Raw genomic sequence first — 26,558 nt, 5'->3', positions numbered from 1 at the left:
ATCCATACAGATCTTCATAACTTGGGACGGCCGCTCCAGTAGATTGCGGCGCTGGTCCGTAATCCCGCTCCCAAGATGTTGACAAGGCTTATCCGTCCAGCGACCGGATGGCAAGACTGGTTCGCCAGTTTTCAGCGATCCTTCCTGATCCTGCTGGCCCCTTGGCTGATCAGCGTGCTGGCGCAGAGCGCCGGGCGCGGCTACCTGCTGTGGCGCTATGCCGCGCCGGGCACCTACGACGCGCTGCCCCAGGACGTGCGGCGCAGCCTGGCAACCGGGCTGCTGTTCGACATCAAGGTCGCCAGCATCGCCTGTTCGGCGCTGCTCCTGTTGTCCATGGCCGCCGCCGCCCAGCCCGGCCTGCAACAACGCTGGCAGCGCTATCTGCCGGGGCTGGGCGCGGCCATGGCGACGCTGTTCGCCGCCATCACCATCGTCAGCGTCTTCTACTTCGCCACGTTCTCGCGATCGATCGACATCTTCGTGTTCGGCCTGGTCGACGACGATACCCACGCCATCCTGATGACCTTATGGCACGGCTACCCGCTGGCGCAGGCCGCCTTGCTGCTGGCGGCGGTGCTGGCAGGCACCTGGTGGCTCGGCCGCCGCTGGCGCGGCCGGGTGCAGCGCCTGCGGCTCAAGCGCCGCGCATTGATGCCCAGCCTGCTCCTGTTCACGCTGATCATCGGCATCACCGTGCTGGCCTGCAGGGGCTCGCTAGGCAGGTTTCCGCTCAACAAGGACGACACCAGCATCTCGTCGCTGCGGCTGCTCAACGACATCGCGCCCAATGGCGTTTCGGCATTTTCCTGGGCCCTGTCGGACCGCGGCAACGACAAGCGTTTCGAACCGGTCACCGCGCGCGAGGGACGCCAGCTCTATGAGCGCTTCCTGGGCTGGCCGGACGACGGCCTGCGGCCCTTCATGGCCGTCACCGGAGCCAATCCGGCGGCAGCGGCACGGCCGCCCCACGTGGTGCTGCAGGTCATGGAGAGCATGGGCGCGCATCTGAACTCATATGACCGTCCCGATCGCGACCTGCTCGGCGCGCTGCGTCCGCACTGGCGCGAGGACTGGGTATTCGAGCGCTTCGTGGCCGAAGGCAATGGCACCATCGAGTCATTGAGCCTGCTGCTGGTGCGCAGCCCAATCGCAGCCGTCGGCCAGTCCTCGGCGGCGGACACGCCCTTCGCCAGCAATGCCTTCACGCCCTTTCTGCAACGCGGCTACCGCGTCGTCTTCGTCACGTCCGGCGCCGCTACCTGGCGCAACCTCGGCGTCTTCGCCACCCAGCTGGGCGCGCACGAATTCGTGGACCAGCAGACCCTCAGGGCGCGCTACGCGCAGGCACGGACGGGAACCTGGGGCGTGCCCGACGAGTACATGTTCCGCTACATCGAGGAACGGCTGGCGCAAGGCACCCGGGACGGCCGGCCGCTATTCATCGTGGCCTTGTCCACCACCCACCATCCCCCGTTCATCGTGCCCGAGGGCGGGCGGCGCGGCGGCCTGCCTCTGGACGATGTGGCCGGCCTGCCCTACTTCAAGGCCTGGGATGCGCTGGCGGCGGCGTTCGACACGCTGCGCTACGCCAACGACCAGTTGGGCGGCTTCCTGACGCGCCTGAAAGCGTCGGACAGCGCGTCGCGGACCATCGTCGCCGTGACCGGCGACCACAACATCCTGGGCATCGACTATCAGGATCCGAAGGACGCGGCGCTGGCCCGCGCCGTGCCGTTCTACCTGTACGTACCGCCGGCCTACCGGGCGCAGGCGCTCTACGACCCGGCGCGCGTGGGCAGCCACAAGGACATCCTGCCCACGCTGTACCACCTGAGCCTGCCGGATACACCCTACTTCCGCAGCGGCTGCGACCTGCTGGCCGCGCGGCCCGATCCGGCCTGGTGCTTCGGTTTCAACAACACGCACGTGCTGTTGACCGATGAAGGGGTATTCCGGCCGGACAAGCCCGGCCGCATCCTGCCCTGGGCAGGTCCGTCGGGACTGGCGCTGGGAGCAGAACAGGACGCCAGCGCCGAACAATGGGAGGAACAAGTGCGGCTGAACGCCTACGCGCCGCTGCTGCACTGGCAAATCAACTACCAGGTGCAGACGCTCGGCCGCGCAGGCCGGGAGCGCTAGCGCGGCTGGCGCGTTTCAGGCTACGCGCACTTCGGGCTCGCCCGCGCGCATGTCGCCGATGACGGCCGCCTGTTCGAAGCCGTGCTGGCGGAACAGGTCCAGCACCGCCTGCGCGGCATCCGGCGAGCAGGCCACCAGCAGTCCGCCCGCGGTCTGGGGATCGGTCAGCAAGGCCCGCTCGGTGTCAGTCACACTCTCGCCCAGGCGCACCGATGCGCCATAGGAAGCCCAGTTGCGGCCGGACGCGCCGGTGATGACGCCGTCCGCGGCAAAGGCCTGCACGCCGGGCAGCCAGGGCAGCGCATCGCGCCGCACATGCGCTGTCAGTTGCGCGCCGCGCGCCATTTCCAGCGTATGCCCCAACAGGCCGAAGCCGGTCACGTCGGTGATGGCGTGCACGCCATCCATCGCGGCCAACGCCGGGCCCGGCCGGTTCAGGCGGGTGGTCTCGGTGATCATGGCGCGGTAGCCGGCGTCGTCCAGCCGGTTCTTCTTCAGCGCGGCCGACAGGATGCCCACGCCCAGCGCCTTGCCCAGGATCAGCACGTCGCCGGCGCGCGCATCAGCATTGCGCTTGATGCGGCCGGGATGCACCAGGCCCATCGCCGCCAGGCCGTAGATGGGTTCGACGGAGTCGATGCTATGGCCGCCCGCCACGGGAATGCCGGCGTCCTTGCAGACGGCTTCGCCGCCGCGCAGGATGTCGGCGATGACGCTGTGCGGCAGCACGTTGATCGGCATGCCCACGATGGCCAGCGCCATGATGGGCGTGCCGCCCATCGCGTACACGTCCGACAGCGCATTGGTCGCGGCGATGCGGCCGAAGTCGTAGGGGTCGTCGACGATGGGCATGAAGAAATCGGTGGTGGCGATGAGCGCCTGCTCGTCGTTCAGCCGGTAGACCGCCGCATCGTCGGCCGTCTCGGTGCCCACCAGCAGATCGGGGTAGCTGACCGCCGGGCCGAAGCGCTTGAGCAGCTCGGACAGCACGCCGGGCGCGATCTTGCAGCCGCAGCCGCCGCCGTGCGAAAGCGAAGTCAATCGCGGCACCGCCGCGCTGGCAACATCCTGGGTGGTCATCTGAATCTCCATAGGTCAGTGGAAAAGGATAGCACCGCCCCCGGGATTGGCCCTATGATGATCCGGCAGCACGCAGCAACGGACGGCCGCCCGGCCCCGGGCGCACCGACAGCCAATCTTCACCGTGAGTGAGGGCTATATGGATCGCCGACACTTTCTCCGTTTCTCGGGCGCCTTGTGCGCCGCCAGCGCGACACTGCCAGGCGTGGCGCGCGCGGCCCCCGCCCCAGTCAGCGCCGGATGGCGCGCCTTCGAACTGACCACCGACATCACCGTGCTGGATCCAGGCGCGCATGCGCGCATCTGGATCCCGGTTCCCTATGCCACCGACACCGCCTACCAGCGCGGCGCGCAGAGCGCCTGGCAGGTCAGCGGCGGCGGCGTGGCCCAACTGAGCCAGGCGCCCGGCTATGGCGTGCAGATGCTGGCCGTGCAATGGCCGGATGCGCAGGCGCCGCGCCGGGTCACGGTCACCAGCCGCTTCCAGACCCGCAATCGGCGCGTGGACCTGGGCCAGCCGCCCTCGGCTGGCGCCCCCCAGGAAAGCGCGGCCGCGCTGCGCGAGTTCCTCCAGCCCACCGCGCTGCTGCCCACCGACGGCATCGTCAAGAGCACCGCCGACCGTATCACGCGTGGCCATCGCGGCGATCTGGCCCAGGCCCGCGCCATTTACGAATGGGTGGTCGAGAACACCTGCAGGACGGCATCCACCCGTGGCTGCGGCGTGGGCGACGTGCGCTACATGCTCACGGCCAACGACCTCAACGGCAAGTGCGCCGACATCAACTCGCTGTTCGTCGCGCTGGCCCGCGCCGCCGGCATACCTGCCCGCGATGCCTACGGGCTGCGCGTGGCGGACTCCGAGTTCGGCTACAAAAGCCTGGGCAAGGCGGGCGACGTCACCAAGGCGCAGCACTGCCGCGCCGAGTTCTACGCCGCAGGCTACGGCTGGGTGCCGGTGGACCCCGCCGACGTGCGCAAGGTCATGCTGGAAGAGCCCCCGGGCGAACTGCCATTGACGGACGCCAAGGTGCGCGCCGCGCGCGTCATGCTGTTCGGCGCCTGGGAGATGAACTGGGTCGCCTACAACCATGGCCATGACGTGGTCCTGCCGGGCGCCGCCCATGGACCCGTGCCGTTCCTGATGTATCCCAACGGAGAAACCTCGGCCGGCCGGCTGGACAGCCTGGATCCCGCCAGCTTCAGCTACAAGCTCAGCGCCAAGCCGCTCTCCCTCTGAGCCCGCCCACTGTCCACCCCGGGGACCCGCCATGATCAGCCGCCGCCTACTCCTGCAGTCCGGCCTGTCGTTGGCGGCGCTGCCCTGGCATGCCCGGGCCGCCAGCGACGATGCGCTCAAGAAAGCCACCGGCCCGGACTGGGCGGCGTGGACCGCGTCCACCCCGCCCCTGGCCCTGCCCGACCTCTCCGGCCGCGAGAAAAAGCTCTCCGCCTGGCGCGGCAATGTGGTCATCGTCAGCTTCTGGGCCACCTCGTGCGAACCCTGCCGCGATGAAATCCCCATCATGTCCGCCATGGCCAAGCGCCATCGCGAGGAAGGCCTGCGCCTGGTGGCGGTGAACGTGGGCGATTCGCCGGCCAAGATCAGCACTTTTCTGGCGAAGTGGCCGGTCGCGGGCACCGTGCTGCACGACAGGAACAGCACGGCGTCCAAACAATGGGATGCGGTCGGCCTGCCCGCGAACTATCTGGTGGACCGCGGCGGATCCGTCCGATATTGGCACCTGGGACAGCTGGACTGGAAATCGGACCGGGTGGGCGGCGTGGTGACGGCCATGCTGCGGGCCTAGCGCTGCGCGGGAAATGGCGGAAGGCAGCAGGAGTCGAACCTACCTGGGAACGTCTGACGTCCCCAACTGGGTTTGAAGCCCAGCCGTGCCACCGGGCACGAATGCCTTCCAAGGTGGCCGCTCATGATACCGGTTACTGCGCCTGCCGCGCGCTTGCGTAGGCGCTTTCCTGGCGCAACACGTGCGTGTCGCGCAAACGCCGCGTATATCCCACGCGGTCGAAGAATTCCAGGATCTGGATCGCGCGCTTTCTGCCCAGGCCCGTGGCGTCGCGGAACGACGCGGCGTTCAAGCCCTCCGGCTGCGCCGCCAGGCCTTGCGCCAGCGCCGCCAGCGCCGCCACCTGATCGCGGTGATAGAACAGATCCTTTACCACCTGGGCCACTTCGCCGCGCCGCAGCAACTTGCGCAGCAGTTGCCGCATGCGGTCCTCGGGCTCGGCCAGCGTGCGGGCGAGGTCCCGCACCCAGGGCGGATCGAAGGCGCCGCCCGCCAGCAAGGGCAGCACCCGTGCGGCCAGCGCCGACTCATCGGGTGCCAGGGTCGCGCTATGGCCGGGCAGATGCAGCCAGGGGCCATTGCGCACGATGCGGCCGTCGCGCTGCAGGTCGTCCAGCACGGCGAACCATAACCCGTCCGGGCCGACGGGCATGGCCATGCGGCGCAAGCGCGGGCCGTCCGGGCCCGGTTCGTCCGGCGCGCCCTGGTGGAACGTCGCCAAAGCCTGTTCCACGCGCGCGCGCAAGGCATCCCAGTGGGCCGACAGGATCAGGGTGCGCGGCGCCTGAGCGGTGCGCGCCTCCAGCCACAGCGCCCCGTGCGGCGCGGGGATCTCGTGCACCGGCTTGCCTGTCAGGCGCTGCAAGGCAGCTTCGTCCAGCCCCAGCGCGGCATGCTCCAGCACCGGATGCAGGCCGGCGCCGTCCAGCATGGCCGCCAGCGCCTGCAGCCACTGCATGCGGGCGGCGGAACGGCGCTTGCGGTCCGGCGCGTTCGGGTCCAGCACCCGGCCGCCGCCGACCGTGCGCGTGGCCTGCGCATTGCGCACGATGTAGCGGTCGCCCGGCATGACGCAGACGGGTTCGTCGAACACCAGCTGCACCCAGCCGGACTGCCCGGGCGCCAGCGATTCCGCGCTCAGCGGCACCGCGTGGGCCACGTGGCGCGCGGCGCCGATGTGCACATGCAAGGGCGCCCAGGCGCGCACCGGCGCGTCCGCGGACGCCAGCAACGTCAGCGCCACGTCGACATGGCGCGACGGCAGGAAGCAGCGCGCGTCCGCGATCCAGTCGCCGCGCGCGATGGCGTTCTTGTCCATGCCCGCAAGGTTCAATGCGCAGCGCTGGCCGGCCGCGCCGGTTTCGCTGGGCTGGTTCTGGGCATGGATGCTGCGCACGCGCACGCGCGTGCCGGCGGGCATCAGCCGCAGGTCGGCAGTTTCGTCGCCGGCGCGCGCCCGCCCGGCATGAGCCGTGCCGGTCACCACCGTGCCGTGGCCGGCCAGAGTGAAGACCCGGTCTACGGCCAGCCTGAACAGGCCTGCGCTGTCGCGTTGGCGCAGGGCTTGGGCCTCGGCGTGCAAATAGGCTTGCAGTTGCGCCACGCCCGCATCGCCAACCTGTGACGCGCACACCGCGTACAGCGGCGCGTCCTGCAGAAAGGTGCCCGCGGCCAGTTGGGCGATCTCAGCACGCACCGCCTGCAGGCGGGCGGCGTCGGCGCGGTCGGTCTTGGACAATGCCACCGCGCCGCGCGCCACGCCCAGCAACGCCAGGATCGCCAGGTGTTCACGCGTCTGCGGCATGACGCCGTCGTCCGCCGCCACCACCAGCAGGCCGAAATCGATGCCGCTGGCGCCGGCCGCCATGGTGTGCACGAGCTTCTCGTGTCCCGGCACGTCGATGAAGCCCAGCACGTCGCCATTGGGCAGCGGGGTGTAGGCATAGCCCAGTTCGATGGAAATCCCGCGCGCCTTCTCTTCCTTGAGCCTGTCGGTGTCGACGCCGGTCAGCGCCCGCACCAGCGTGGTCTTGCCGTGGTCGATATGGCCGGCGGTGCCGATGATCATGCCTGCTCCGCCAACTGCGCCAGCTGCGCGGTGAAGGCCGCTTCGTCGCGCGCTTCCAGGCAGCGCAGGTCCAGCCACAGGGCGTCATCGGCGATGCGGCCGATGACGGGCACCGGCAGGCGGCGCAGTCGCGTCTCCAGCTTGTCCAGGTGCCGCCCGGCCCGGCCGCCGCCCGTGTAGCGCACGGCCAGGCCGTAACTGGGCAATTGATCCACCGGCAAGGCGCCGCTGCCGATCTGGCTGAACATGGGCACGGCTTCGACCGCATACGGCTCGCCCGCCGCGTGCGCCAGGACGCCGCGCAGGCGTTCGGCCTGCGGCTGGATGTCGCGCTGCGGACGGGTCAGCAGGCGCAGCGTGGTCAGCCGCTGGGCCAGGAATTCGGGCGCGCGGTACAGGCCCAGCACCGGCTCCAGCGCCGCCAGCGTCAGCTTGCTGACGCGCAGGGCGCGCTTGAGCGGATTCTTCTTGATCTTGCGGATCAGGTCCTTGCGGCCCACCAGCAGGCCGGCTTGCGGGCCGCCCAGCAGTTTGTCGCCGCTGAAGGTCACCAGGTCCGCGCCGGCCGCGATGGTTTCGCGCACGGTGTCTTCCCTGGGCAGGCCGAACTGCGTCAGGTCGACCAGCGTGCCGCTGCCCAGGTCGACGGTGGCCGGCAGGCCGCGCGCGTGCGCCAGCGCCGCCACCTCGGCCACGCTCACGCTTTTGGTGAAGCCGGTGACGGCATAGTTGCTGCAGTGCACCTTCATCAGCATGGCCGTGCGCGGGCCAATGGCGTTCTCGTAGTCGGCGGCGTGGGTGCGGTTGGTGGTGCCGACTTCCACCAGTTTGGCCCCGGCGCGCTTCATGATGTCGGGAATGCGGAACGCGCCGCCGATTTCGACCAGTTCGCCACGGGACACCACGGCTTCGCGCCGGTCGGCCAGGGCGTTGAGCATTAGCAGCACGGCGGCGGCGTTGTTGTTGACAACGGTGGCCGCCTCGGCGCCCGTCAGCTCGCACAGCAGTTCGTCGATCAGGTCGTCGCGGTCGCCGCGCCCGCCAGTGTCCAGGTCGAACTCCAGATTGGCGGGGGTGGTGAGCGCGCGCAGCACCGAGGCCACCGCCTCGTCGGGCAGCAGCGCCCGGCCCAGATTGGTGTGCAGCACCGTGCCGGTCAGGTTGTACACGGCCCGCAGCCTGGGCTCGGCGGCGCGTGCCAGGGCCGCGGCCACGCGCGCCGCCACGGCCTCGGCGCCCAATTCCTGGCGCGCCAGCCCGCCGGCCAGCGCGCGTTCGCGCAGCGCGTCCAGGTCGCCGCGCAGGGCCGCCACCACCTGGGTGCGGCCGTACTCGTCCAGCGCGGCGCACATGGCCGGCGCATTCAGCAACCGGTCCAGCGACGGGATTTCCGATACCGCGGCCACGCCGCCTTCGAGCGCGTGCGCGGCCATTACTGCTCCGCTCCCGGCTCCGATCCGTGCCACAGCAAGGGATTGCCGCTGGCCCGCGAATAGCCGGCCTCGCCGACCAGCACGTCCAGCATCAGGCTGGCCAGGTCGTCGGCCACGGGCTCCACCTGCAGGTCCTTGTCCTGGTAGAAAATCTTGCGGTAGGTGTGGCAGTGGTCGCAGGTTTCCGCCTTGATGGCGGGCGTGCGGCCCTCGATGGCCTGATACGCCACCGACTCCACGTCTTCGCAGTGCGAGCACTTCACCCGCACCATGTGCCACTGGGTCGCGCACAGGCTGCAGCACAGGTAGCGGTAGCCTTCGAACTGCCCGCCCACGCGCACCACGCTGGCCACCGGCAGGCTGGCGCACACCGGACAGACGCCGAAGGGACTGGCCACCGGCAGCTGTTTTTCGTCGAAGCGGCTGGCCAGGTCGGTCCAATAGACTTGCAGGGCCGCCATCACGAAGGGAGCTGCGGCGCCGTCCACGCCCTGGTCCTGTTCGGACAGCACGGCCTCGGCCAGATCCTCCAGCGACTCCGGGTCCTCGGCCAGCGCGCGGCGCAGGCCGGCGCAGACTTCGATGGCTTCGGCCGGCACGTCCTTGGCGCCGACAACATGCTCAAGCAGCTGGCCCAGGATGTCGCGCCACAGGGGATCGCGCGGCCAGCCCACCGCCTGCAAGGGCGGCATGCCATGCGCCTGCGCCAGCGAAATACGTTCGTCGGAGGCCTCGGGCGCCGTGCAATTCTGCAGGGCGCGGTGCTGGGCGTCGACCAGATGCGCCATCAGCAGCAGGTAGTCGGCCACCGGGCTATCCGCCGCCAGCTGCCGCAGGCGCGCCGCGCGCGTGGCGAAAATGGATCCACGCTCCGGCAAGCTGACTTGGGGAATGCGGTTGTGGTCTAGCGCTTCGATCTCGCCGCGCGGAAGAATTCGCTGCACTTGCGTCTCCAGATAAAAAAACACGGCTGCCAGCCTTCAATGAGAAGGATAGCAGCCGTTGGGCGGGTGCGTGAGGGCCGGGAGAGGCCCATTTGCCGCAGAGCAAGCGGGATGCGCCTAGCAGGCGCGTCCCGCCAGTTCTATTTCCGGATTTGTTCGCGGAACCAGGCGCGGTGATGTTTCCACGCCCAACCCGCCGTGACATACCCGCGCAGCATCGCGGTCAGCGAACCCTTGACCCAGATCGCCGCGTAGATGTGCACGATGATGGCGCAGATCAGCACCAGCGCGCTGACGGCATGCAGCACCGAGGCGGCGCGGATGACCCAGATCGGGAAGTAGAACGCGAAGTACTCGCGCCAGATCACGATGCCGCTGACGAACAGGCCTAGCATGCACAGGATCAGCACGTAGAACAGCAGCTTCTGGCCGGCGTTGTACTTGCCGACTTCAGGCAGCTTTTCCTCGCGGTTCTCGACCACGTCGTTCAATTGCCGCATCCACTGGCGGTCGGCCTTCGTCATGAGGTTGTGCCGCCACATGTGGCCGGCGAACACGACGAAGCAGGCGAACATCACCACCCCGATGAAGGGATGCAGGATGCGCGTCCAGGGGCCGCCCCCGAACAGGTTGCTCAGCCAGTACATGGACGGGTGGAACAGCGCCAGCCCGGACAGCGCCAACAGGATGAACGTGAAAGCGATGATCCAGTGGTTGGTGCGCTCGCCCGGCGTATAGCGCTTGATCCGGCGGTAATGGCGGTCTTCACTCATGGCGCACCTCCTCTTCGGCACGGCGTTCGTCTTCCTCGGACACCTCGTTGCGGCCTACGCGGGCGTAGTGGAAGAAGCCCGCCAGCGCGGTCAGGGCCATCACGGCCACGCTCACGGGCTTGGCCAGGCCCTTCCACAGCGAGACCATGGGACTGATCTGCGGGTCCTTGGGCAGCCCGTGATACAGCCCGGGTTGGTCGGCGTGATGCAGCACGTACATGACGTGGGTGCCGCCCACGCCCTGCGGGTCGTACAGGCCCGCCTTGTCGAAGCCGCGCGACTTGAGGTCGACGATCCGTTCCTCGGCGTGCTGCGTCATGTCTTCCTTGGTGCCGAAGACGATGGCGCCGGTGGGACAGGCCTTGACGCAGGCCGGCTCCTGGCCGACGGCCACGCGGTCGGAACACAGGGTGCACTTGTACGCCTTGTGGTCCTTCTTGGAGATGCGCGGCACGTTGAACGGACAGCCGGTGATGCAGTAGCCGCAACCGATGCAGTTCTCTTCGTGGAAATCCACGATGCCGTTGTTGTACTGGATGATGGCGCCCGGCGAGGGACAGGCCTTCAGGCAGCCCGGATCCTCGCAATGCATGCAGCCGTCCTTGCGGATCAGCCATTCCAGGTCGCCTTGCGGATTCTCGTATTCGGAGAAGCGCATGACCGTCCAGGAATGCTCGGTCAGGTCGGCCGGATTGTCGTAGACGCCCACGTTGGTGCCGATCTCGTCGCGCAGATCGTTCCATTCCATACAGGCGCTCTGGCAGGCCTTGCAGCCGATGCACTTGGAGACGTCGATCAGCTTGGCCACCGAGCCCGTGACGGGCTCGCGGATGCCCGGCGGCGGCGTGGTGGTGGCGGAGCGCCGCTTGATGTCTAGGGATTGCATGGACATGTCGGTCTCCTTAGGCCTTCTCGACCTGCACCAGGAACGACTTGAATTCCGGCGTCTGGGAATTTCCGTCGCCCACGAACGGCGTCAGGGTGTTGGTGAGGAAGCCGGGTTTGGCCAGGCCCACGAAGCCCCAGTGGATGGGAATGCCCACGTGGTGCACCGTCTTGCCCTCGATGGTCAGCGCGCGCAGGCGCTTGGTGACCAGCGCCACCGCCTTGATGTAGCCGCGGTTGGACGACACCTTCACGCGCGAACCGTTGGCGATGCCCAATTCCTTGGCCAGCGCCTCGCCGATCTCCACGAACTGCTCCGGCTGGAGGATCGCGTTGATGCGGACGTGCTTGGTCCAGTAGTGGAAGTGCTCCGTCAGGCGGTAGGTCGTGGCCACATAGGGGAACTTGTCCACCGTGCCCATCGCGGCCAGGTCGTCCTTGAAGACCCGCGCGGCCGGGTTGCTGGTGACCCCCTTGGCCTTCGGATACAGCGGGTTGTAGCCCAGCGGCGTCTCGAAGGGTTCGTAGTGCTCGGGGAACGGCCCTTCGGCCATGCCCGCCCGCGCGAAGAAGCGCGCCACGCCTTCGGGGTTCATGATGAACGGTCCCATGCCGCCGTCGGGATTTTCATCGCCCTTGAAATCGGGGATGTCGGCGCCGGTCCAGAACTTGCCGTTCCAGGAGATCAGGCTGCGGCGCGGATCGAACGGCTTGCCCGCCACGTCACAGGAGGCGCGGTTGTACAGGATGCGGCGGTTGGCCGGCCACGCCCAAGCCCAGTTCAGGGTCTGGCCGATGCCGGTCGGGTCGCTGTTGTCGCGCCGCGCCATCAGGTTGCCGCCGGGGCCCCAGGCGCCAGCGAAGATCCAACAGCCGCTGATGGTGGAGCCGTCGTCGCGCAGTTCCGCGAAGCCGGCCAGCTGCTCGCCGGCCTTGCGGGTGACCTTGGAAGGATCCTTGGGGTCGGTCAACTCCACCAACGCCTTGCCCGTGTACTCCTTGGCCAGCTCTTCCGCGGTGGGATTCTGCGGGTTGGAGTACGGCCAGGACAGGTTGACGATGGGATCGGGATACTTGCCGCCCTCGTCCTGGTACATCTTGCGCAGGCGCGTGAACAGCAGCGCCATGATCTCGATGTCGCTCTTGGCTTCGCCCGGAGGCTCGGCGCCCTTCCAGTGCCATTGCAGCCAGCGGCCGGAGTTCACCAGCGTGCCGTCTTCCTCGGCGAAGCAGGTGGTCGGCAGGCGGAAGACCTCGGTCTGGATCTTGGACGAGTCCACATCGTTGGCCTCGCCCGCGTTGCGCCAGAACTCGGAGGTCTCGGTGACCAGCGGATCCATGATGACCAGGAACTTCAGCTTGGCGAAGCCGGCGTTCAGCTTGGCCTTGTTGGGCGCGGCCGCCAGGGGGTTGAAGCCCTGGGCGAGGTAGCCGTTCATCTTGCCCTGGTTCATGAGCTCGTAGACCTGCAGCATGTCGTAGAGCTTGTCCAGCTTGGGCAGGTAGTCGAACGCCCAGTTGTTTTCGGCCGTGGCGGACTTGCCCCACCAGGCCTTCATCAGGCTCACGTGGAACTTGCTGTAGTTCTGCCAGTAGCTCAGCTGGTTGGGCCGCAGGGGTTTCTGCGTGCGCGACTCGATGTACTTGCCGTAGTCCTGCTCGGGCTCGTTGGGCAGGGTCATGTAGCCGGGCAGCAGGTTCGACATCAGGCCCAAGTCGGTCAGGCCCTGGATGTTCGAGTGCCCGCGCAGCGCGTTCATGCCGCCGCCGGCGATGCCGATGTTGCCCAGCAGCAGCTGCACCATCGCGCCCGTGCGGATGATCTGCGAACCGATCGAGTGCTGCGTCCAGCCCAGCGCGTAGAGGATGGTGGCGGCGCGGTTGGTGGTGGCGGTGGACGCCAGCATCTCGCACACCTTCAGGAACTTGTCCTTGGGCGTGCCGCAGACGCGCTCGACCATGTCCTCGGTGTAGCGCGAGTAGTGCTTCTTCAGCAGCTGGTAGACGGTGCGCGGATGTGCCAGCGTCGGATCGGTCTTGACGTAGCCGTCGTCGCCGCGCTCGTAGTCCCAGCTGGCCTTGTTGTAGGTGCGCTTCTCGGCGTCGTAGCCGGAATACAGCCCCTCGTCGAACGCGAAGTCCTCGCGCACAATGAAGGAAAAGTCCGTGTAATTGCGCACGTACTCGTGCTGGATCTTGTCGTTATCCAGCAGATACTTGATGACGCCGCCCAGGAAAATGATGTCGGTGCCGGTGCGTATGGGCGCGTAGAAGTCCGCCACGGATGCCGAGCGCGTAAAGCGCGGATCCACGACGATCAGCTTCGCCTTGTTATGGGCTTTTGCTTCCGTGACCCATTTGAACCCGCAAGGGTGGGCCTCGGCGGCATTGCCGCCCATGATCAGTACTACGTCCGCGTTCTTGATGTCGACCCAATGGTTCGTCATCGCTCCACGGCCAAACGTCGGGGCAAGACCTGCCACCGTCGGGCCATGTCAGACACGGGCTTGGTTATCGAATGCCAGTATCCCCATGCTGCGCACGGTCTTGTGCGTGATGTAGCCAACCTCGTTGCTGCTTGCCGAGGCCGCCAGCATGCCGGTGGTCAGCCACCGGTTGACGGTCTTGCCGTCGGCGGTCTTCTCGACGAAGTTCGCGTCGCGGTCCGCCTTCATGAGCTTGGTGATGCGGGTCAGGGCGTCGTCCCACGACATCCGTACCCACTTGTCCGACCCCGGCGCCCGGTATTCCGGGTACTTGAGGCGGTTGGGGCTGTGGATGAAGTCGATCAGGGCAGCGCCCTTCGGACAGAGCGTGCCGCGGTTGACGGGGTGGTCGGGGTCGCCTTCGATGTGCATGATGCTGGCACGGGCGTTCTTGGAGCCGTCGCCCAAGCCGTACATCAGCAGTCCACAGGCGACCGAACAGTAGGGACAGGTGTTGCGCGTTTCAGTCATGCGCGCAAGCTTGTACTGGCGGACTTCGGCCATGGCCGTGCCGGGGGCTGCCCCCAGCAAAGCCAGGCTGGAGCCTGCCAGCGTCGCACCGGTCACCTTGAAGAACTGGCGGCGATTCATGTTGACCATGAAACACTCCTCTCCTGGTGAAATGAAGGAAGCCGCTGGCCCGCCGAAGCAAAAAGCCCTACGGTTTCCAAGGATATTTTTCCAAGTATAGGCTTTGCGGGACGGGTACGCCATGGGACCTGTCTTAAGAGCGACCGTCCTTATGTCTGAGATTTGGCGGCCAAATCGGGGGTTTTCGCAGATTTTGGATGATGCGGCGGCTGCTACCATCTGCCGCTGCCTGGACTGGCCTGCCAGCTCCCATTTCGGGGACGCGCCGCCAGCCTTCCTCCCCCCGCATGACCGTAGGAGCGCCGATGCGCCGCCTTGTTGCCCTGGCCTTTTCCATCACCGCCACGCTTGCGCCCGCCACGCTCGTCCGCGCGGCCCCCGCCGCCCTGACCCCGGCGGCGGCCGCCACCGAGGCCGCCCACCAGGCGGGCATGGAAGGCTATCTCTATTTCTACCCGCTGGTCACGATGGACCTGACCCGCCGCCAGTTCACCCATCCGTCCCGCGGCGCCGAGGGCGCGCCAGCCAATACCTTTCTGCATGGGCGCGCGCTGCCGCAGCCGGGCGCGGCCACGCCCTGGGCCAATCCCGACATGCTGCGCAGCGTCGGCTGGCTGGACCTGACCTCCGGGCCGGTGGTGCTGTCGGTGCCGGATACCCAAGGCCGGCTCTACACGCTGACGCTGCTGGACATGTGGACCGACGTGTTCGCCACGCTGGGCAAGCGCAGCACCGGCACGGCCAAAGGCAATACCGTGATCGTGCCGCCGGGCTGGAACGGCGTGCTGCCCTCGGGCATGGCCCGCATCGACGCGCCCACCGCCTACGTTTGGGCCAGAAACCTGATCCAGGCGGACAACCAGGCCGACTATCCCGCGGTCCACGCCCTGCAGGATGGCTTTGTGCTGACGCCGCTGGCGCAATGGAACCTGCCCGCACAGGCCCAGCGGGTGAAATCCGACCCTGCCCTGAATCTGCGGATCCCGGTGCGCGAGCAGGTCGAATCCATGCCGACCGACGCCTACTTCGAATATGCGGCCGAGCTGCTGCGCAAGAATCCGCCGCATCCTACCGATCAGCCCATACTGGCCAAACTGCGCGGCGCCGGGCTGATTGCCGGCCGGCCGTTCGACTTCGCCCAGCTCGACCACCCCGCCAAACAGGGCCTGCGCCGCGGCCTGCGGGCGGCACGCGAGCGGATGACGGCGGTCGCAGGCGGCACGGTGCGCAACGTGAACGGCTGGCACCAGGAAACCGCCAGCATCGGCGTGTACGGCAATTCCTATCTGCGGCGCGCCCTGGCGGCGCAGGCGCAGCCCGGCGCGGGTCTGCCGGAAGACCTGAGCGTGCTGCTGCTGGCCGCCGACAGCCAGGGCGCGCCGCTGGACGGCGCGCACGGCTATACGCTGCATTTCGCCGGCGGCCAATTGCCGCCCGCCGCGGCGCTGTGGTCGCTGGCGGCCTACGACGCGCAAGGCATGCCGTCGGCCAATCCGCTGAACCGCCATGCGCTGGGCGACCGCGACCCGCTGCGCTACAACGCCGACGGTTCGCTTGACCTGCGCATCAGCCATGCGCCGCCCGCGCCCGAGGAACAGTCCAACTGGCTGCCGCTGCCCGCCGCCGGCGCAGTCAGCGTGCTGCTGCGCGTCTATGCGCCCGAGCCCGCGCTGCTGGACGGATTGTGGACGCCGCCCGCCCTGCTGCGCGACGCTCCGCCCGAAGAGGCGACGCAAGAAACCCCGGAAGCCGCTGAAAAGACGCAGCCATGACAGGCGCCTGCCGCTACCATAGGTGTTTTATCCGAGATTGAACGCCCGCCATGGACGAAGCCTTTAGCCACCAATTGTCGATGACCATCCTGATGACGCCGGACATGGCGAATTTCTCGGGGAATGTGCACGGCGGAACCATCCTCAAGTACCTGGACCAGGTGGCTTACGCCTGTGCCAGCCGGTACGCCGGCCAATATGTGGTGACCCTGTCCGTGGACCAGGTGGTGTTCCGCGAACCCATTCATGTGGGCGAGCTGGTGACCTTTCTGGCGGCCGTGAACTACACCGGCCGCACCTCGATGGAAATCGGCATCAAGGTCGTCACCGAGGACATCCGCAAGAAGCTCGTGCGCCACACCAACAGCTGCTACTTCACGATGGTGGCGGTGGACGAACAGGGCGCGCCGACCGCGGTGCCGCCGCTGGAGCCGCGCAACCTGGAGGAGAAGCAGCGCATGGAAGCCGCCCGGCTGCGCCGCGAACTGCGCCAGGAAATGGAACGCCGGCACGGCGAGATCAAGCGGGAAACCACGCACGACGGCCAGCCCTGAAACGGTAATCTCGCGCATCCAAAACAAAACGAGCCCAGAGGGCTCGTTTTTTCATGCGCGGGCTGCGGCCAGGCCGATTTCAGGCGCGTTCCACCGAGGCCGGAGGCGACGGCGGCGTCGCGGCGGGTTCGCGGTCGCGGCCCACCATGCGCTTCAAGCCCAGCCACTGCTGCGACCAGAAGCCGCGGCCGTAATCGCGCCCGCCCAGCTCCGCCTGCTGGTCATGGATGCCCGTGGGGCCATAGCCCACGCCGAAGCGGGCGGTGCGGAACAGCACGTCCCAGATGGGAAACAGCGCCGCAAAGTTGTAGCCACCCACCGGACCCGGCGTGGAAGCGTCATAGGCGATCGAATGGTGGTGGCGATGAAAGCGCGGGCTGACCAGCAGGCGCTCGCCCAGCGCGCCGAAATGCATGCGCAGGTTGGCGTGCGAGAAGCTCTGCGCCAGCTGGGTAATGGCCACCACCATGACGAACTGCGCGGGCGGCACGCCCACCAGCTGCGACACGAACACCACCAGCACGTCGCGCAGCATGTCATCCAGCAAGTGATTGCGGTCGTCGCTCCAGATGGTCATCTGGCGCTGGCTGTGGTGCACCGCATGCAACGCCCAGAGCCAGCCGAAACGATGCTGGGCGCGGTGGTAGAAGTAATCCACCGCATCGAACAGCAGCAGGTAGATGATCAGGCTGACCCAGGCCTTGTCCGTGACGCCGGGCCAGTACTGGTCCAGCTGGAACGGCGCGAAGCCCCAGACGTGCAGCTGGCCGAACACGCTGTCCCACAGCGGATCGATGGTGAAGAACAGCAGCAGCCGGAACGCGCCCAGCCTGTGGATCAGCGTGTACAGCACGTCGATGCCGATCTGGCGGCGGTCGGTGACCGCTTCCACGGGGCGCAGGCGCTGCAAGGGGCCGAACACCAGCACCAGCACCGCGATCTGCAGCAGGCCGACCAGCAGCCACATGGTGGCGTCGTAGCCGTCCTCGATGAAGTTGCTCATGCCCAGGTGGAACAGCGCGGGCTGAATCGCCGTTTCGAAGAGCCATTGCTGGCACTCTCCGAACAATTGACTAAGCGTATCCATGATCAGTGATGAGTAGCGATCCAATCGCGATAGGACGGGTGCGTGTCCAAGGTAGCAAAACAATAGCCCTTGCGCTGCAAACCTTCAATCAGCGGCTCCAGCACGGCCGGCGCCCAAGGATCCTGGCGCGACCAGATGCCCAGGTGGGCCAGCAGGATGTCGCCGGGCTTGATGTTGCGCAGGGCCTGGTCCAGCAGGCGGGCATTGGGGTATTTGTCGCTGGGCAGCTCGTCGCCCAGGAAGCCGGCGGGCGCCCAGCCCACGTGCTCGAAGCCGCAGGCCTTGGCCGCCTTCAGCAGCGCGGGCGAGGTCTTGCCGCCTGGCGCGCGGTAGATCGGCAGCATGTTCTTGCCCGTCATCTGATGGAAACGGGTGACGGACCGCTTGATCTCGGCGCAATACTGCTCGGGCGTCCATTCGGCGCGCTTGCCCGCGTCCGGACCGGCGCTGGGCTTGACGCGGAACTTGCCGCCGGGAAGGTCGGCCTGCCAATAGACGTGGTCGTAGGTGTGCGAGCCGAAGACATGGCCTTCGGCGGCGCGCGCCTTCCACCAAGGCGCCCACACGTCGTCCAGGCTGGAGCCGTCGGTCAGCGTGCGCTCGTTGGCCAGGAAGAAAGTGACCTTGACGTTGTGGCGGGCCAGCACCTCGGCGATCAGCGGGGCCACGCCCATGTGGCCAGTATCGAACGTCAGGTAGACCGGCTTGTCGCAGGTGGCGGGCGCGGCCATCCCCATGGCGGGAAAGGCCAGCGCAAGCATCAGCGCGGCGCGGAGGCGTTTTGCCGCCGGGCCGTCCCAAGGCAAAACAGCCCCCTTGGGGGGCAGCAAGCCCGCGCAAGCGGGCGCGGCGTGGGGGCTCCTACTACCGCGTAGGAGCATGGTTCAAGGTCCAGACGCCATGGGGCGACTTGCCCACCGGCACCTGATTGACCACTTTCTTCTGCTCCAGGTCCACCACGGTGAGCTTGCGGGCCCAGCGCGAGGTGACCAGCAGGGTCTTGCCATCGGCCAGGACGTCCATGCAATCGGGACCGCCCGGCACCGGGAAGGTGTCGGTGACGGCCAGCGTCTGCAGGTCGATGCGGCTGATGGAATTGGCGGTGCGGTTGCTGACGAACAGGTGGCGCTGGTCGCCTTGCGCGCGGAAGGCGTGGGCGCCGGCGGCGGTCTTGATGCGCGTCACCAGCTTGGCCGGGCCGTTGCTGACATCGTAGGCTTCGACGTAGGAGTCGCCGGTCAGCGCCACCAGCAGCGTCTTCTGGTCGGGCGTCAGGAACACGTCGGCGGGCGTCTTGCCCACCGACACCGTCCACTTCGGCGTCTGCGTGGCCAGGTCGATGGCGATGAGCTGATCGCTGTCCTGCAGCGTCACGTAGGCCGTGGTGCTGTTCTTGTCGATCATGATGTGGCTGGGCGTCTTGCCGGCCGGAATGCGCTTGACCAGCTTGAGGTCGAAGCCCTTTTCCAGCGGATGCCAGGAATAGATGTCGATGTGATCCAGGCGGTTGGCCGCGGTCACGAACCACTTCATGTCCGGCGAGAATTGCAGCTGATAGGGGTCGACGATGCCCGTCAACGTGCGCTGCACTTCACCGGTCTTGGGGTCCATCAGCGTGATGGAGTCGCTGGTGGCGTTGGCCACCATGAGCGACTTTTGGTCCGGGGTCAGGTACAGGTGATGCGGCTCCTTGCCCGTGGGCACTCGGCGCACTTCCTTGTAGGAGGTCGGATCAACGATGCTGACGTTGGCGTCCAGGGAGTTCAGGACGAAAATCGGGGTCGAGGCCGCCGCGGCGCTAAGCGCCATCCCTACGCCGAACAGGGCGTAGCGGACAAAATGCATGGGGTTCAATTTCTAGGTCCGGCAAAGGGGGTATCGGGCAGGGTCCCGGTGCTCGCCATTTTAGGCATAGCGGGCTGACAAAAGGGAGCCGCGCCGCGCCAGCCGGACAAACGGACACGCCTGTTGCGACCCAGCAACAGGCGTACGCCGATTACTCCCCGAAAACCGGAAAAATCATTTCTTGCCAACGGGTTGCGCGTCGGCGTCGGTCCAGGTTCCGGCACTGATATCGCGTTCCCGCAAGGCTGCGGCGCGCGTTGCGGACGCGGGCCCCAGGTCGGCCTCCAGCACGCGCCCGTCGGGGCCGACGACGAAGGTGTCGATGCCGGTCTGCCCATAACGGGCCGGCCAGGCGACGATGCGGTACGAGCCGCCGTCGGCGCCCGGTATCACCTTGTACCGGTAGCCGTAATAGGCGTCGTCCAGCGGCACCTCCGGCCCCATGCTCAGCGCGTCCAACCCGTAGGCCTGCTGCGGCGCGCCAGGCACCTCGGGCCAATACAGGCCGTCGCGTTGTCCGGGACGGCTGACCAGGCGGCTCGCGTAGCGGCCCTGGCCCACGCCGTCCTTGTAGCGGCCCTGGGCGGCCTGCAGCTCGCGCAGCGTTTCGATGGCGGTCAGTTCGTTGCGGCCGATCGCGCGGCGGCGGATTTCCGCCGTGCCGGCTGCCGGGTCGAAGCGCCAACCCTGCCCGGCGCGCACGATGGGCACGGGCAGGGTCCAGCCTGTATCCCCGACCGCCAGCCAGGAACGGCCACCATCGGCCACGATCTCGTGCTTGCGCGACCAGGCCGCCAGGAAACGGTAGATGTCGTCCTGCGCCACGCCGCCCGGCACGATCTTGCGGTGATTCGGCCCCAACACCTTGGCCAGTTTGTCGAGGTCGCTGGTGGCCATGGCGTCGACGAAGGCGTCGGCGGCGGCCTGCGGACTTGGATACAGGCTTTGTGCCGCGGCGGGGGCCGCAAGGCCCAGGGCCAGCAGCGACGCGGCGCCCAGCGCGCGCAAACGAGCAATGGTCATGACAGTTCCCTTGTCCATGGTGCTTATCTCCGGCCGCCGAAATGTCCACCGCCGCCGCCGCGCCCGCCGCCCCCATGTCCGCCGCCGCGCGGACCGCCGCCTCCGCCGCCGCGACTCATCTCGCTGCGGCTGTGCTGCTGCCGCATCTGATCGCCGTTGCCCGCGCCGCTCAAGGCATTGGCGCTGTTGGAAGCGCGGCCCCGGTCGCGCGCGGCCGCTTCGTCGGCGCGCTGGCGCTGGGCCGCGGCCTGGCGGTCCAGCGTGGACGCGCTGGTGGACGGCCGGTTGTGCTGCGCTTGTCCGCCGCCTTGCGCCCGGTCGCGAGCGCCTTGTCCGCCTTGTCCGCCCTGCCCGCCTTGCGCGGCGCGCTGCCCTTGTCCCTGTCCGCGGCCCGCCGCGGCATCGCCCCTGCCCGCCCCCTGGCCGCGACCCGCGCCCGGTTCGGAATGGCCGGGGATGGATTGTCCGGTGCGGCCTTCGAACGACTGCGCCGCGCGTTCGCGGGCGGCATCGCGGGAGTTGGGCGCTGCCGCCGCGCCCGGCGCGCGGCCGCCCTGGCCCTGCGCCCGGTTCTGCACGCCGGCCTGGCGCTGGCTGTCGAAACGCTGGCGGCTGGCCTGGTCCGCATACGGCGTGTTGCCGCGGTTGGCGGGGTTGTGCTGCCAGGTGGTCCTGTTGTTGTTGATGTTGTTGCGGTCGATGCGCTGGTTGACGTTGATGTTGTTGTAGCGGTTGACGTCGATGTCGACGTCGTTATGCCCCCAGTCGAACCCGCCCCACATGGAGTTGACCGCGGCCACGCCCAGGCCGAAGCCGATGCCGGCCACCAGCGAGGTCGCGAACACCGATCCCGGCGGCGGCGGATAGTAGTACGGCGGATAGGAGGGATAGGCCCAGGTGCCGTAGACCACGGTGGGGTTGTAGCTGGGCACGTACACCACCTGCGGATCGGCCGGCTCGATCACCACGACCGTCTTGTCGTTGGTGGTGCTGGAGGTGACCTTCTGCTGCGGCGTGCTCTTGAGATTGCCGGCCTTCTGCGCCTGGGCGCGCAGCCGCTGGACGGAGTCCATGACGGCGTCGGGCTGCGCCAGGAAGGCGTCGCCCACGGATTTCACCCAGTCCGGCTGGCGGCCCATCATGTCCATGACCGAGGGGAACGCCACCAGGGATTTGACGCTGGGATCCCAGGATTCGCCTTCGACCGCCTTGACCGCCTTGTCGCCGGATTCCGAGGTGTGCGCGGCCGACCATTTGGCGGCCGCCGCGACGTCGTCGGGGTAGGTTGCCCCCATGAGGATCTGCGAGAGCAGCGAATCCGGATACAGCGCCACGGGCGCCATCAATTGATCCAGTTGCGCGTTGTCCAGCTTGGTCTGCGCCGTGGCGGGGAGGCAAACAGCCAGCCCCAGGCATAACCAGCCGATGAACCACCGTTGCAGTCGACGCATTTTCCGTTCTCCGTGAATCGCAAAGCCAGAAGCCACAAGCCAGGAGGGTACTGCCGGATATCGCGCTGACAATATATGCCTAACGCCGGCGCAGGGGAAGCGCCGGCAGAGATCTGTCCTGGTTCACAGTTTGGCGACGGAAACCTCGGTCGCCTTGACGAAGGCCAGCACCTCGGTGCCGACCTGCAAATCCAGTTCCTTGACCGATCGGGTGGTGATCACCGAGGTCACGATGCCGGCCGGCGTATCCACGTCCACCTCGGACACCACCGGGCCCAGGATGATCTCCTTGATCTTGCCGCGGAACTGGTTGCGGGCGTTGATGGATTGAATGCTCATGCTCTTGCTCCTGGAGTAAAGGACAGCGCCATGCCGCCCGTGCGTGAATCTTCAGCCGCGGTCTCAGACCGCCAGCCTCAGATGCCGGATCTGGATGACGGGCGCCAGGGGCCGGTCAGCGTCCGGCGTGTCCTGCTGGCGCAACGCGGCGCGCAGCACGCGGGCCTCCAGCGCGACGAACGCGGCCGAACCGCGCACGCGCGGACGCGCAAGCCCGACGCGCTCGTCCAGCGCCACCCCGCCTTCGTCCAGCACCAGGATCCGGTCCGCCACCGCCACGGCCTCGGCCACATCGTGGGTCGCCAGCACGGCGGTAAAGCCCTGCTGGCGCCAGAGGCCTTCCAGCAGCGGCTGCGCCTCGAGGCGGCTCAATGCGTCCAGCGCCTTGAATGGTTCGTCCAGCAACAACAAGCCGGGACGGCGCGCCAGGGCCCGCGCCAGGGCCACGCGCTGGCGTTGCGGCTCGGTCAGCTGCGCGGGCCAATCGCCGCCGTGGCCGTCCAGGCCTACCTGCCGCAAGGCTTGCGCCGCCTGCGCCGTGCCCGGCAGGCCCAGCGCCACGTTTTGCAGCACGGTCTTCCAGGGCAAGAGGCGCGCGTCCGGCTGCAACAGGCGCACGCGGCTGTCGGGCGCCCAGCTGGGAAAGCTGTCGAACAGCAGCGGCGAACGGCTGGGCGCGCCGCCCTGCTCGTCGCTGGGCGCCAACTGGCCGGCCAGCAGATGCAGCAGGGTGCTCTTGCCACTGCCGGCGCGTCCGACCACCGCCACGAATTCCCCGGCCGCAATCTCCAGGTCCAACGGCTGCAGCGCAATACGATCGCCATGCCGCTTAGCGAGCTTGCGCAAGGTCACGCGCAGCGCGGATTGAGGTTCAGCGTCGGGCGCGTCGTCGGGCTCGGTCCGCCCGCGCGCCTCCAGGTGCTGCAACAGTTCGAACTCGTTGGGATTGATGAACATCATCGCGGCCTCCAGCGCAGCAGCCAGCGCTCCAGCGCGCTTACCAGCGCCCCCGAGCCCAGGCTGAGGACCGCGTAGAGCGCAATCGCCAGCAACAGCGTCGCCGCGCCCGGCGGGCCGCTGTCCCGCAACTGCGGAATGCCCAGACCCGCTGGCGTCCCGAACAGTGCCAATGCAATCAAGGTCAGCCATAGAAGTCCCAGCCCCTGCCTCAGGCCCGTCAGGATGAACGGCAACGCGCCCGGCAGGAGCACGTGCCGATAAAGAGACCAGCCGTTCAGGTCATGGGACCGGCCAGTCTGGACCAATGCCGGATCCGCCGCGCGTATGCCGCGCACCGTCTGGTACAACAGCGGCGCAAGCAGGCTCAGCGCCGCCAGCGCCTGCCAGGCCGTCTCGCTGCTGCCCAGCCACAGCGCCGCGAGCAGCGCGCCTCCCAGCCAGCGCAAGGCCGGCGTGTCGGGAGCGGCGTAGGCGTGGGCGCGGCGCATCGCTCAGACGCTGAAGCCGCCCGCAAGCGCGAGGCGGCCCAGATCGTAGGATTCATTGAGAATGGCGGCGCGCGGCAGTACCTGCTCGGACAGGCGTTCCACCGAATCCTCCAACCGCTGGCGGACTTCCGGGTCGATTTCGCCCGCGCCGAACTCGTCCACGCGGACCTGCGCATCGGTGGCATAGACGCCCGCCAGGATATGGCGCGCGCCCAGCGAAGACAGCACGGGCTTCAAGCCGTACTCCAGCGCCAGCAGATGCGCCGGACTGCCGCCCGTGGCGATGGGCAGCACCACCTTGCCGGCCAGGGCCTTGGGATCCAGCAGGTCCAGCACCGCCTTCAAGCCGCCGGAAAACGAAGCCTGGTAGACGGGCGAGGAAATCAGCACCGCATCGGCCGCCGCCACCCGGGCGCGCAGCGCGTTGGCCGCGGCGCCGGCGTAGTTGCCTTCTATCAGGTCTTCGGCGGGGATGTCGCGCAAACCCAGTTCGCCGACGTTCAAACCCCGCAGCCGCAGGATCCCGGCGGCATGCCGCAGCAGCACCGCGGAACGGGAACGCTGCGACGGACTGCCCGCGATGGCAAGTACGCGGGCGTGAGCCCAGGGGCGTGGCGATGACATGGAAGTTCGTTTCCGGCTGTGGGTTCTAGGAGTCGAACCGATTCTGTCATTGCCGCGCGGCGCCGAAAAATACTTAGTCGATATGAGGTTATGTTGAATACCGGCTTGGACTTCTTTTGGAAATATGCGGTTTCGCGGCGCCCGGATCATCCTCCTTATGCAGGACTGGATTGCGTCCTACGGCGAGCCTATACTGGATTGGCGAGTTGCTCCCTATTCCTTTCCCTAAAGGAGAGGCAACATGTATAAGCACCTGCTCGTCGCCGTGGACGGCTCCCTGCTGTCCGAATCGGCTTTCAAGCGCGCTCTTGTTTTCGCCAAGGAAATGGGAGCCACCATCACGCTCATCCGCGCCATCCCGGAGGACCATCTGCTGGTCTACCAGGCCGAAATGCTGGGCACCACGCAGGCGCAGCACACCGACCAGGCGCGCAAGAACGCGCAGACCTATCTGGACAACCTGGAAATGGAAGCGCGCCATGCGCTGGTGCCGTGCAACGCCGTGGTCACGGTCAACGACCATCCCCACGAAGCCATCGTCGAGGCGGCGAAGAACCAGGGCTGCGACCTGATCATCATGGGTTCGCATGGCCGCCACGGCATGACGGGCTTCCTGCTGGGCAGCGAAACCCAGCGCGTGCTGGCGCGCACCAAGCTGCCGGTGCTGGTGTACCGCTAGGCGCGGCCGCTCAGGCGGCGGCCAGCGCGTGCTGGAAGGTGAAGCTGTCGGAATACATGTGGTCCAGGCTGGCGCCGCGCGCAGCCAGCAGGCTCTTGGCTTCGTGGATCATGTCCGGCGCGCCGCACAGGTAGAAGGCGTGCTCGGACAAATCCTGGTGGTCCTCAAGGACCGCCTGCTGCACGTGACCGCGGCGGCCCTGCCAATCGGCGCCCGCGCGCGACAGCACCGGCACGAAGTTGAACTCGTACAGCCGCCCGGCCCAGCTTTCGATCACGTCGCGCAGATACAGGTCAGCTTCGGTGCGCATGCCCCAATAAAGCGTGACGGGCGGGCAGTCTTCGTTGTCCAGCAGCGATTCCAGGATGGCCTTGATGGGCGCGATGCCCGTGCCGGTAGCCATCATGATGAGCGGCCGCCAGTCTTCCTCGTGATAGCTGAATACGCCCAGCGGCGCTTCGATCTCCACGCCGGCGCCGGCTTGCGCCTGGCCCAGCCACTGATCGGTGTAGCGGCCGCCCGGAATGCGGCGCACGTGGAAATCCACCAGGTTGCCGGCGGGCGCCGAAGCCATGGAAAAGCTGCGCGTCTCGCCATCGGGCAGCACCACGTTCATGTACTGGCCCGGCACGTACTCCAGGCCCGCTTCCGGCAGCGCCAGCGTCAGGTGGATGACGTCATCGCAGAAGCGCTCGATGCGGTGGATGATGGCGGGCAGGCGGCGCGGTTCGGGAAACGACTGCCGGCTGCTGGCCACGCTGATGCAAAGATCGCCCAGCGGCCGGGCCTGGCAGGCCAGCGCGTAGCCTTCGGCCGCTTCTTCGGGTGTCAGGGCCATGGGGAACTCTTCGTACTCCACGGCGCCGGATTCCAGCTTGATGCGGCAGGTGCCGCAGCCGCCGAAGGTGCACTCGTGCGGCAGCTTCACCGCCGAGCGTTCGGCGGCCTGCAGCACGGATTCGCCTTCTTCGACCTGGAACGACTCGTCGGTTTGCATGATATGCACGCGGTATGCCATGGCCGGCCTCGCTTATTTCTTGATGTCAGCCTCGACCAGCACTTTCATGCCGCGCGGCTCCAGCAGCGTCGCTAGTGCCGCAAGCGCGGCCAGACCAGCCTTGGTGTCCTGTTCGCCGTTGCCGCCGCTCAGGCCCACGCCGCCGATCACTTCGTTGTTGACCACAATGGGAAAGCCGCCGACGAACACGGCGAACTTGCCGTCAAAGCTCCACTGGATGCCGAACGCTTCGTTGCCGGGCAGCGCGGGACCGTTGGGCGGCGTGTTGAACAGATGCGTGGAACGCTTGTGCCCGGCCGCTGTGAATGCCTTGTTCCAGGCGATCTGCGGGCCGGTGATGCGGGCGCCGTCCATGCGTTCCAGCGCGATGGGATAGCCGCCGTCGTCGACGATGCAGATCGTCTCCAGCACGCCGATCTCTTCCGATTTGGCGATGGCCGCGCGCACCATCACGCGCGCTTCTTCAAGTTCCAGACGATAGACCTGCTTCATGGGGATGACCTCC

24 protein-coding genes and 1 tRNA gene are annotated in these 26,558 nt (G+C 67.6%); 6 read left to right on the top strand and 19 right to left on the bottom strand.

Features of this window, described 5'->3' with window-relative positions:
* The first annotated feature begins 75 nt into the window (after window positions 1-75).
* Window positions 76-2,142, top strand: a complete 2,067-nt coding sequence (locus BRO63_RS33605; protein ID WP_088143819.1) for an LTA synthase family protein — start codon at window positions 76-78, stop codon at window positions 2,140-2,142.
* Between the two features lie 15 nt (window positions 2,143-2,157).
* Here BRO63_RS33605 and selD read toward each other — a convergent pair whose 3' ends face one another.
* On the bottom strand, window positions 2,158-3,222 hold the full coding sequence (selD, locus tag BRO63_RS33600; protein ID WP_088143818.1) for a selenide, water dikinase SelD: 1,065 nt from the start codon (window positions 3,220-3,222) through the stop codon (window positions 2,158-2,160).
* Window positions 3,223-3,361: 139 nt separating this feature from the next.
* Here selD and BRO63_RS33595 point away from each other — a divergent pair, with 139 nt between their 5' ends.
* Window positions 3,362-4,462 (top strand): transglutaminase-like domain-containing protein, encoded by a 1,101-nt coding sequence (locus BRO63_RS33595; RefSeq protein WP_088143817.1) that lies wholly within the window; start codon window positions 3,362-3,364, stop codon window positions 4,460-4,462.
* Window positions 4,463-4,493: 31 nt separating this feature from the next.
* A complete protein-coding gene (locus BRO63_RS33590; protein WP_088143816.1) occupies window positions 4,494-5,033 on the top strand; it encodes a TlpA disulfide reductase family protein in 540 nt (179 codons plus the stop codon).
* A gap of 14 nt (window positions 5,034-5,047) precedes the next feature.
* Here BRO63_RS33590 and BRO63_RS33585 read toward each other — a convergent pair.
* From BRO63_RS33585 to fdnG, 7 genes are all read right to left on the bottom strand, one after another.
* Window positions 5,048-5,143, bottom strand: a tRNA-Sec gene (locus BRO63_RS33585).
* Window positions 5,144-5,166: 23 nt separating this feature from the next.
* The gene (gene selB / locus BRO63_RS33580) at window positions 5,167-7,101 is read right to left on the bottom strand and encodes a selenocysteine-specific translation elongation factor (protein ID WP_088143815.1); all 1,935 of its coding nucleotides are present in this window, start codon (window positions 7,099-7,101) and stop codon (window positions 5,167-5,169) included.
* Entirely contained in the window at window positions 7,098-8,534 is a 1,437-nt protein-coding gene (gene selA / locus BRO63_RS33575) for an L-seryl-tRNA(Sec) selenium transferase (RefSeq protein ID WP_088143814.1), read from the bottom strand. The genes selB and selA overlap by 4 nt, the downstream gene beginning before the upstream one ends.
* Entirely contained in the window at window positions 8,534-9,478 is a 945-nt protein-coding gene (gene fdhE, locus BRO63_RS33570; RefSeq protein ID WP_088143861.1) for a formate dehydrogenase accessory protein FdhE, read from the bottom strand. The genes selA and fdhE overlap by 1 nt, the downstream gene beginning before the upstream one ends.
* Window positions 9,479-9,618: 140 nt before the next feature.
* Window positions 9,619-10,251, bottom strand: a complete 633-nt coding sequence (locus BRO63_RS33565; protein WP_088143813.1) for a formate dehydrogenase subunit gamma — start codon at window positions 10,249-10,251, stop codon at window positions 9,619-9,621.
* Window positions 10,244-11,143, bottom strand: a complete 900-nt coding sequence (gene fdxH, locus BRO63_RS33560) for a formate dehydrogenase subunit beta (protein WP_088143812.1) — start codon at window positions 11,141-11,143, stop codon at window positions 10,244-10,246. Before fdxH ends, BRO63_RS33565 begins: the two co-directional genes overlap by 8 nt.
* A 10-nt stretch (window positions 11,144-11,153) precedes the next feature.
* Window positions 11,154-14,222, bottom strand: coding sequence for a formate dehydrogenase-N subunit alpha (fdnG, locus tag BRO63_RS33555; RefSeq protein ID WP_143219536.1), 3,069 nt, complete (start codon window positions 14,220-14,222; stop codon window positions 11,154-11,156).
* 296 nt (window positions 14,223-14,518) lie between these two features.
* Between fdnG and BRO63_RS33545 the strand changes: the two genes are divergently transcribed.
* Both BRO63_RS33545 and BRO63_RS33540 read left to right on the top strand, forming a co-directional pair.
* On the top strand, window positions 14,519-15,985 hold the full coding sequence (locus BRO63_RS33545) for a DUF1254 domain-containing protein (protein ID WP_088143810.1): 1,467 nt from the start codon (window positions 14,519-14,521) through the stop codon (window positions 15,983-15,985).
* A gap of 50 nt (window positions 15,986-16,035) precedes the next feature.
* Window positions 16,036-16,539, top strand: coding sequence for an acyl-CoA thioesterase (locus tag BRO63_RS33540; RefSeq protein ID WP_013391074.1), 504 nt, complete (start codon window positions 16,036-16,038; stop codon window positions 16,537-16,539).
* 79 nt (window positions 16,540-16,618) lie between these two features.
* Here BRO63_RS33540 and BRO63_RS33535 read toward each other — a convergent pair whose 3' ends face one another.
* The 9 genes from BRO63_RS33535 to ssuE all read right to left on the bottom strand — a co-directional run bounded on the left by BRO63_RS33535 (window position 16,619) and on the right by ssuE (window position 24,356).
* Window positions 16,619-17,626, bottom strand: coding sequence for a sterol desaturase family protein (locus BRO63_RS33535; RefSeq protein ID WP_088143809.1), 1,008 nt, complete (start codon window positions 17,624-17,626; stop codon window positions 16,619-16,621).
* A gap of 2 nt (window positions 17,627-17,628) precedes the next feature.
* The gene (locus BRO63_RS33530; protein ID WP_088143808.1) at window positions 17,629-18,387 is read right to left on the bottom strand and encodes a polysaccharide deacetylase family protein; all 759 of its coding nucleotides are present in this window, start codon (window positions 18,385-18,387) and stop codon (window positions 17,629-17,631) included.
* Between the two features lie 103 nt (window positions 18,388-18,490).
* Window positions 18,491-19,471 (bottom strand): YVTN family beta-propeller repeat protein, encoded by a 981-nt coding sequence (locus BRO63_RS33525; protein ID WP_179215279.1) that lies wholly within the window; start codon window positions 19,469-19,471, stop codon window positions 18,491-18,493.
* 174 nt (window positions 19,472-19,645) lie between these two features.
* A complete protein-coding gene (locus BRO63_RS33520) occupies window positions 19,646-20,512 on the bottom strand; it encodes a DUF2950 family protein (RefSeq protein ID WP_088143806.1) in 867 nt (288 codons plus the stop codon).
* Between the two features lie 5 nt (window positions 20,513-20,517).
* Complete coding sequence (locus BRO63_RS33515) at window positions 20,518-21,945, bottom strand: DUF3300 domain-containing protein (protein ID WP_088143805.1); 1,428 nt, start codon at window positions 21,943-21,945, stop codon at window positions 20,518-20,520.
* Window positions 21,946-22,068: 123 nt separating this feature from the next.
* On the bottom strand, window positions 22,069-22,284 hold the full coding sequence (locus tag BRO63_RS33510) for a TOBE domain-containing protein (RefSeq protein WP_006227327.1): 216 nt from the start codon (window positions 22,282-22,284) through the stop codon (window positions 22,069-22,071).
* A 63-nt stretch (window positions 22,285-22,347) separates the two neighbouring features.
* Complete coding sequence (locus BRO63_RS33505) at window positions 22,348-23,244, bottom strand: ATP-binding cassette domain-containing protein (protein ID WP_088143804.1); 897 nt, start codon at window positions 23,242-23,244, stop codon at window positions 22,348-22,350.
* Window positions 23,241-23,732: an ABC transporter permease subunit gene (locus BRO63_RS33500; protein ID WP_088143803.1), complete on the bottom strand. Its 492-nt coding sequence runs from the start codon at window positions 23,730-23,732 to the stop codon at window positions 23,241-23,243. The genes BRO63_RS33505 and BRO63_RS33500 overlap by 4 nt, the downstream gene beginning before the upstream one ends.
* Window positions 23,733-23,735: 3 nt before the next feature.
* The gene (gene ssuE, locus BRO63_RS33495) at window positions 23,736-24,356 is read right to left on the bottom strand and encodes an NADPH-dependent FMN reductase (protein ID WP_088143802.1); all 621 of its coding nucleotides are present in this window, start codon (window positions 24,354-24,356) and stop codon (window positions 23,736-23,738) included.
* Window positions 24,357-24,597: 241 nt separating this feature from the next.
* On the opposite strand from ssuE, the gene BRO63_RS33490 reads away from it, so the two are divergent.
* Window positions 24,598-25,035 (top strand): universal stress protein, encoded by a 438-nt coding sequence (locus tag BRO63_RS33490; protein WP_088143801.1) that lies wholly within the window; start codon window positions 24,598-24,600, stop codon window positions 25,033-25,035.
* Between the two features lie 10 nt (window positions 25,036-25,045).
* On the opposite strand, the gene BRO63_RS33485 is transcribed toward BRO63_RS33490, so the two are convergent.
* Together BRO63_RS33485 and BRO63_RS33480 are read right to left on the bottom strand one after the other, a co-directional pair.
* Window positions 25,046-26,053: a 2Fe-2S iron-sulfur cluster-binding protein gene (locus BRO63_RS33485; protein WP_088143800.1), complete on the bottom strand. Its 1,008-nt coding sequence runs from the start codon at window positions 26,051-26,053 to the stop codon at window positions 25,046-25,048.
* 12 nt (window positions 26,054-26,065) lie between these two features.
* Entirely contained in the window at window positions 26,066-26,545 is a 480-nt protein-coding gene (locus BRO63_RS33480; RefSeq protein ID WP_013391063.1) for a GlcG/HbpS family heme-binding protein, read from the bottom strand.
* Window positions 26,546-26,558 lie beyond the last annotated feature (13 nt).

Source organism: Achromobacter xylosoxidans, from assembly GCF_002192695.1.
GTDB lineage: Bacteria > Pseudomonadota > Gammaproteobacteria > Burkholderiales > Burkholderiaceae_B > Achromobacter > Achromobacter xylosoxidans_C.
Note: the sequence above shows the minus strand (reverse complement) of the source record. Positions and strands in the feature narration are given on the sequence as shown.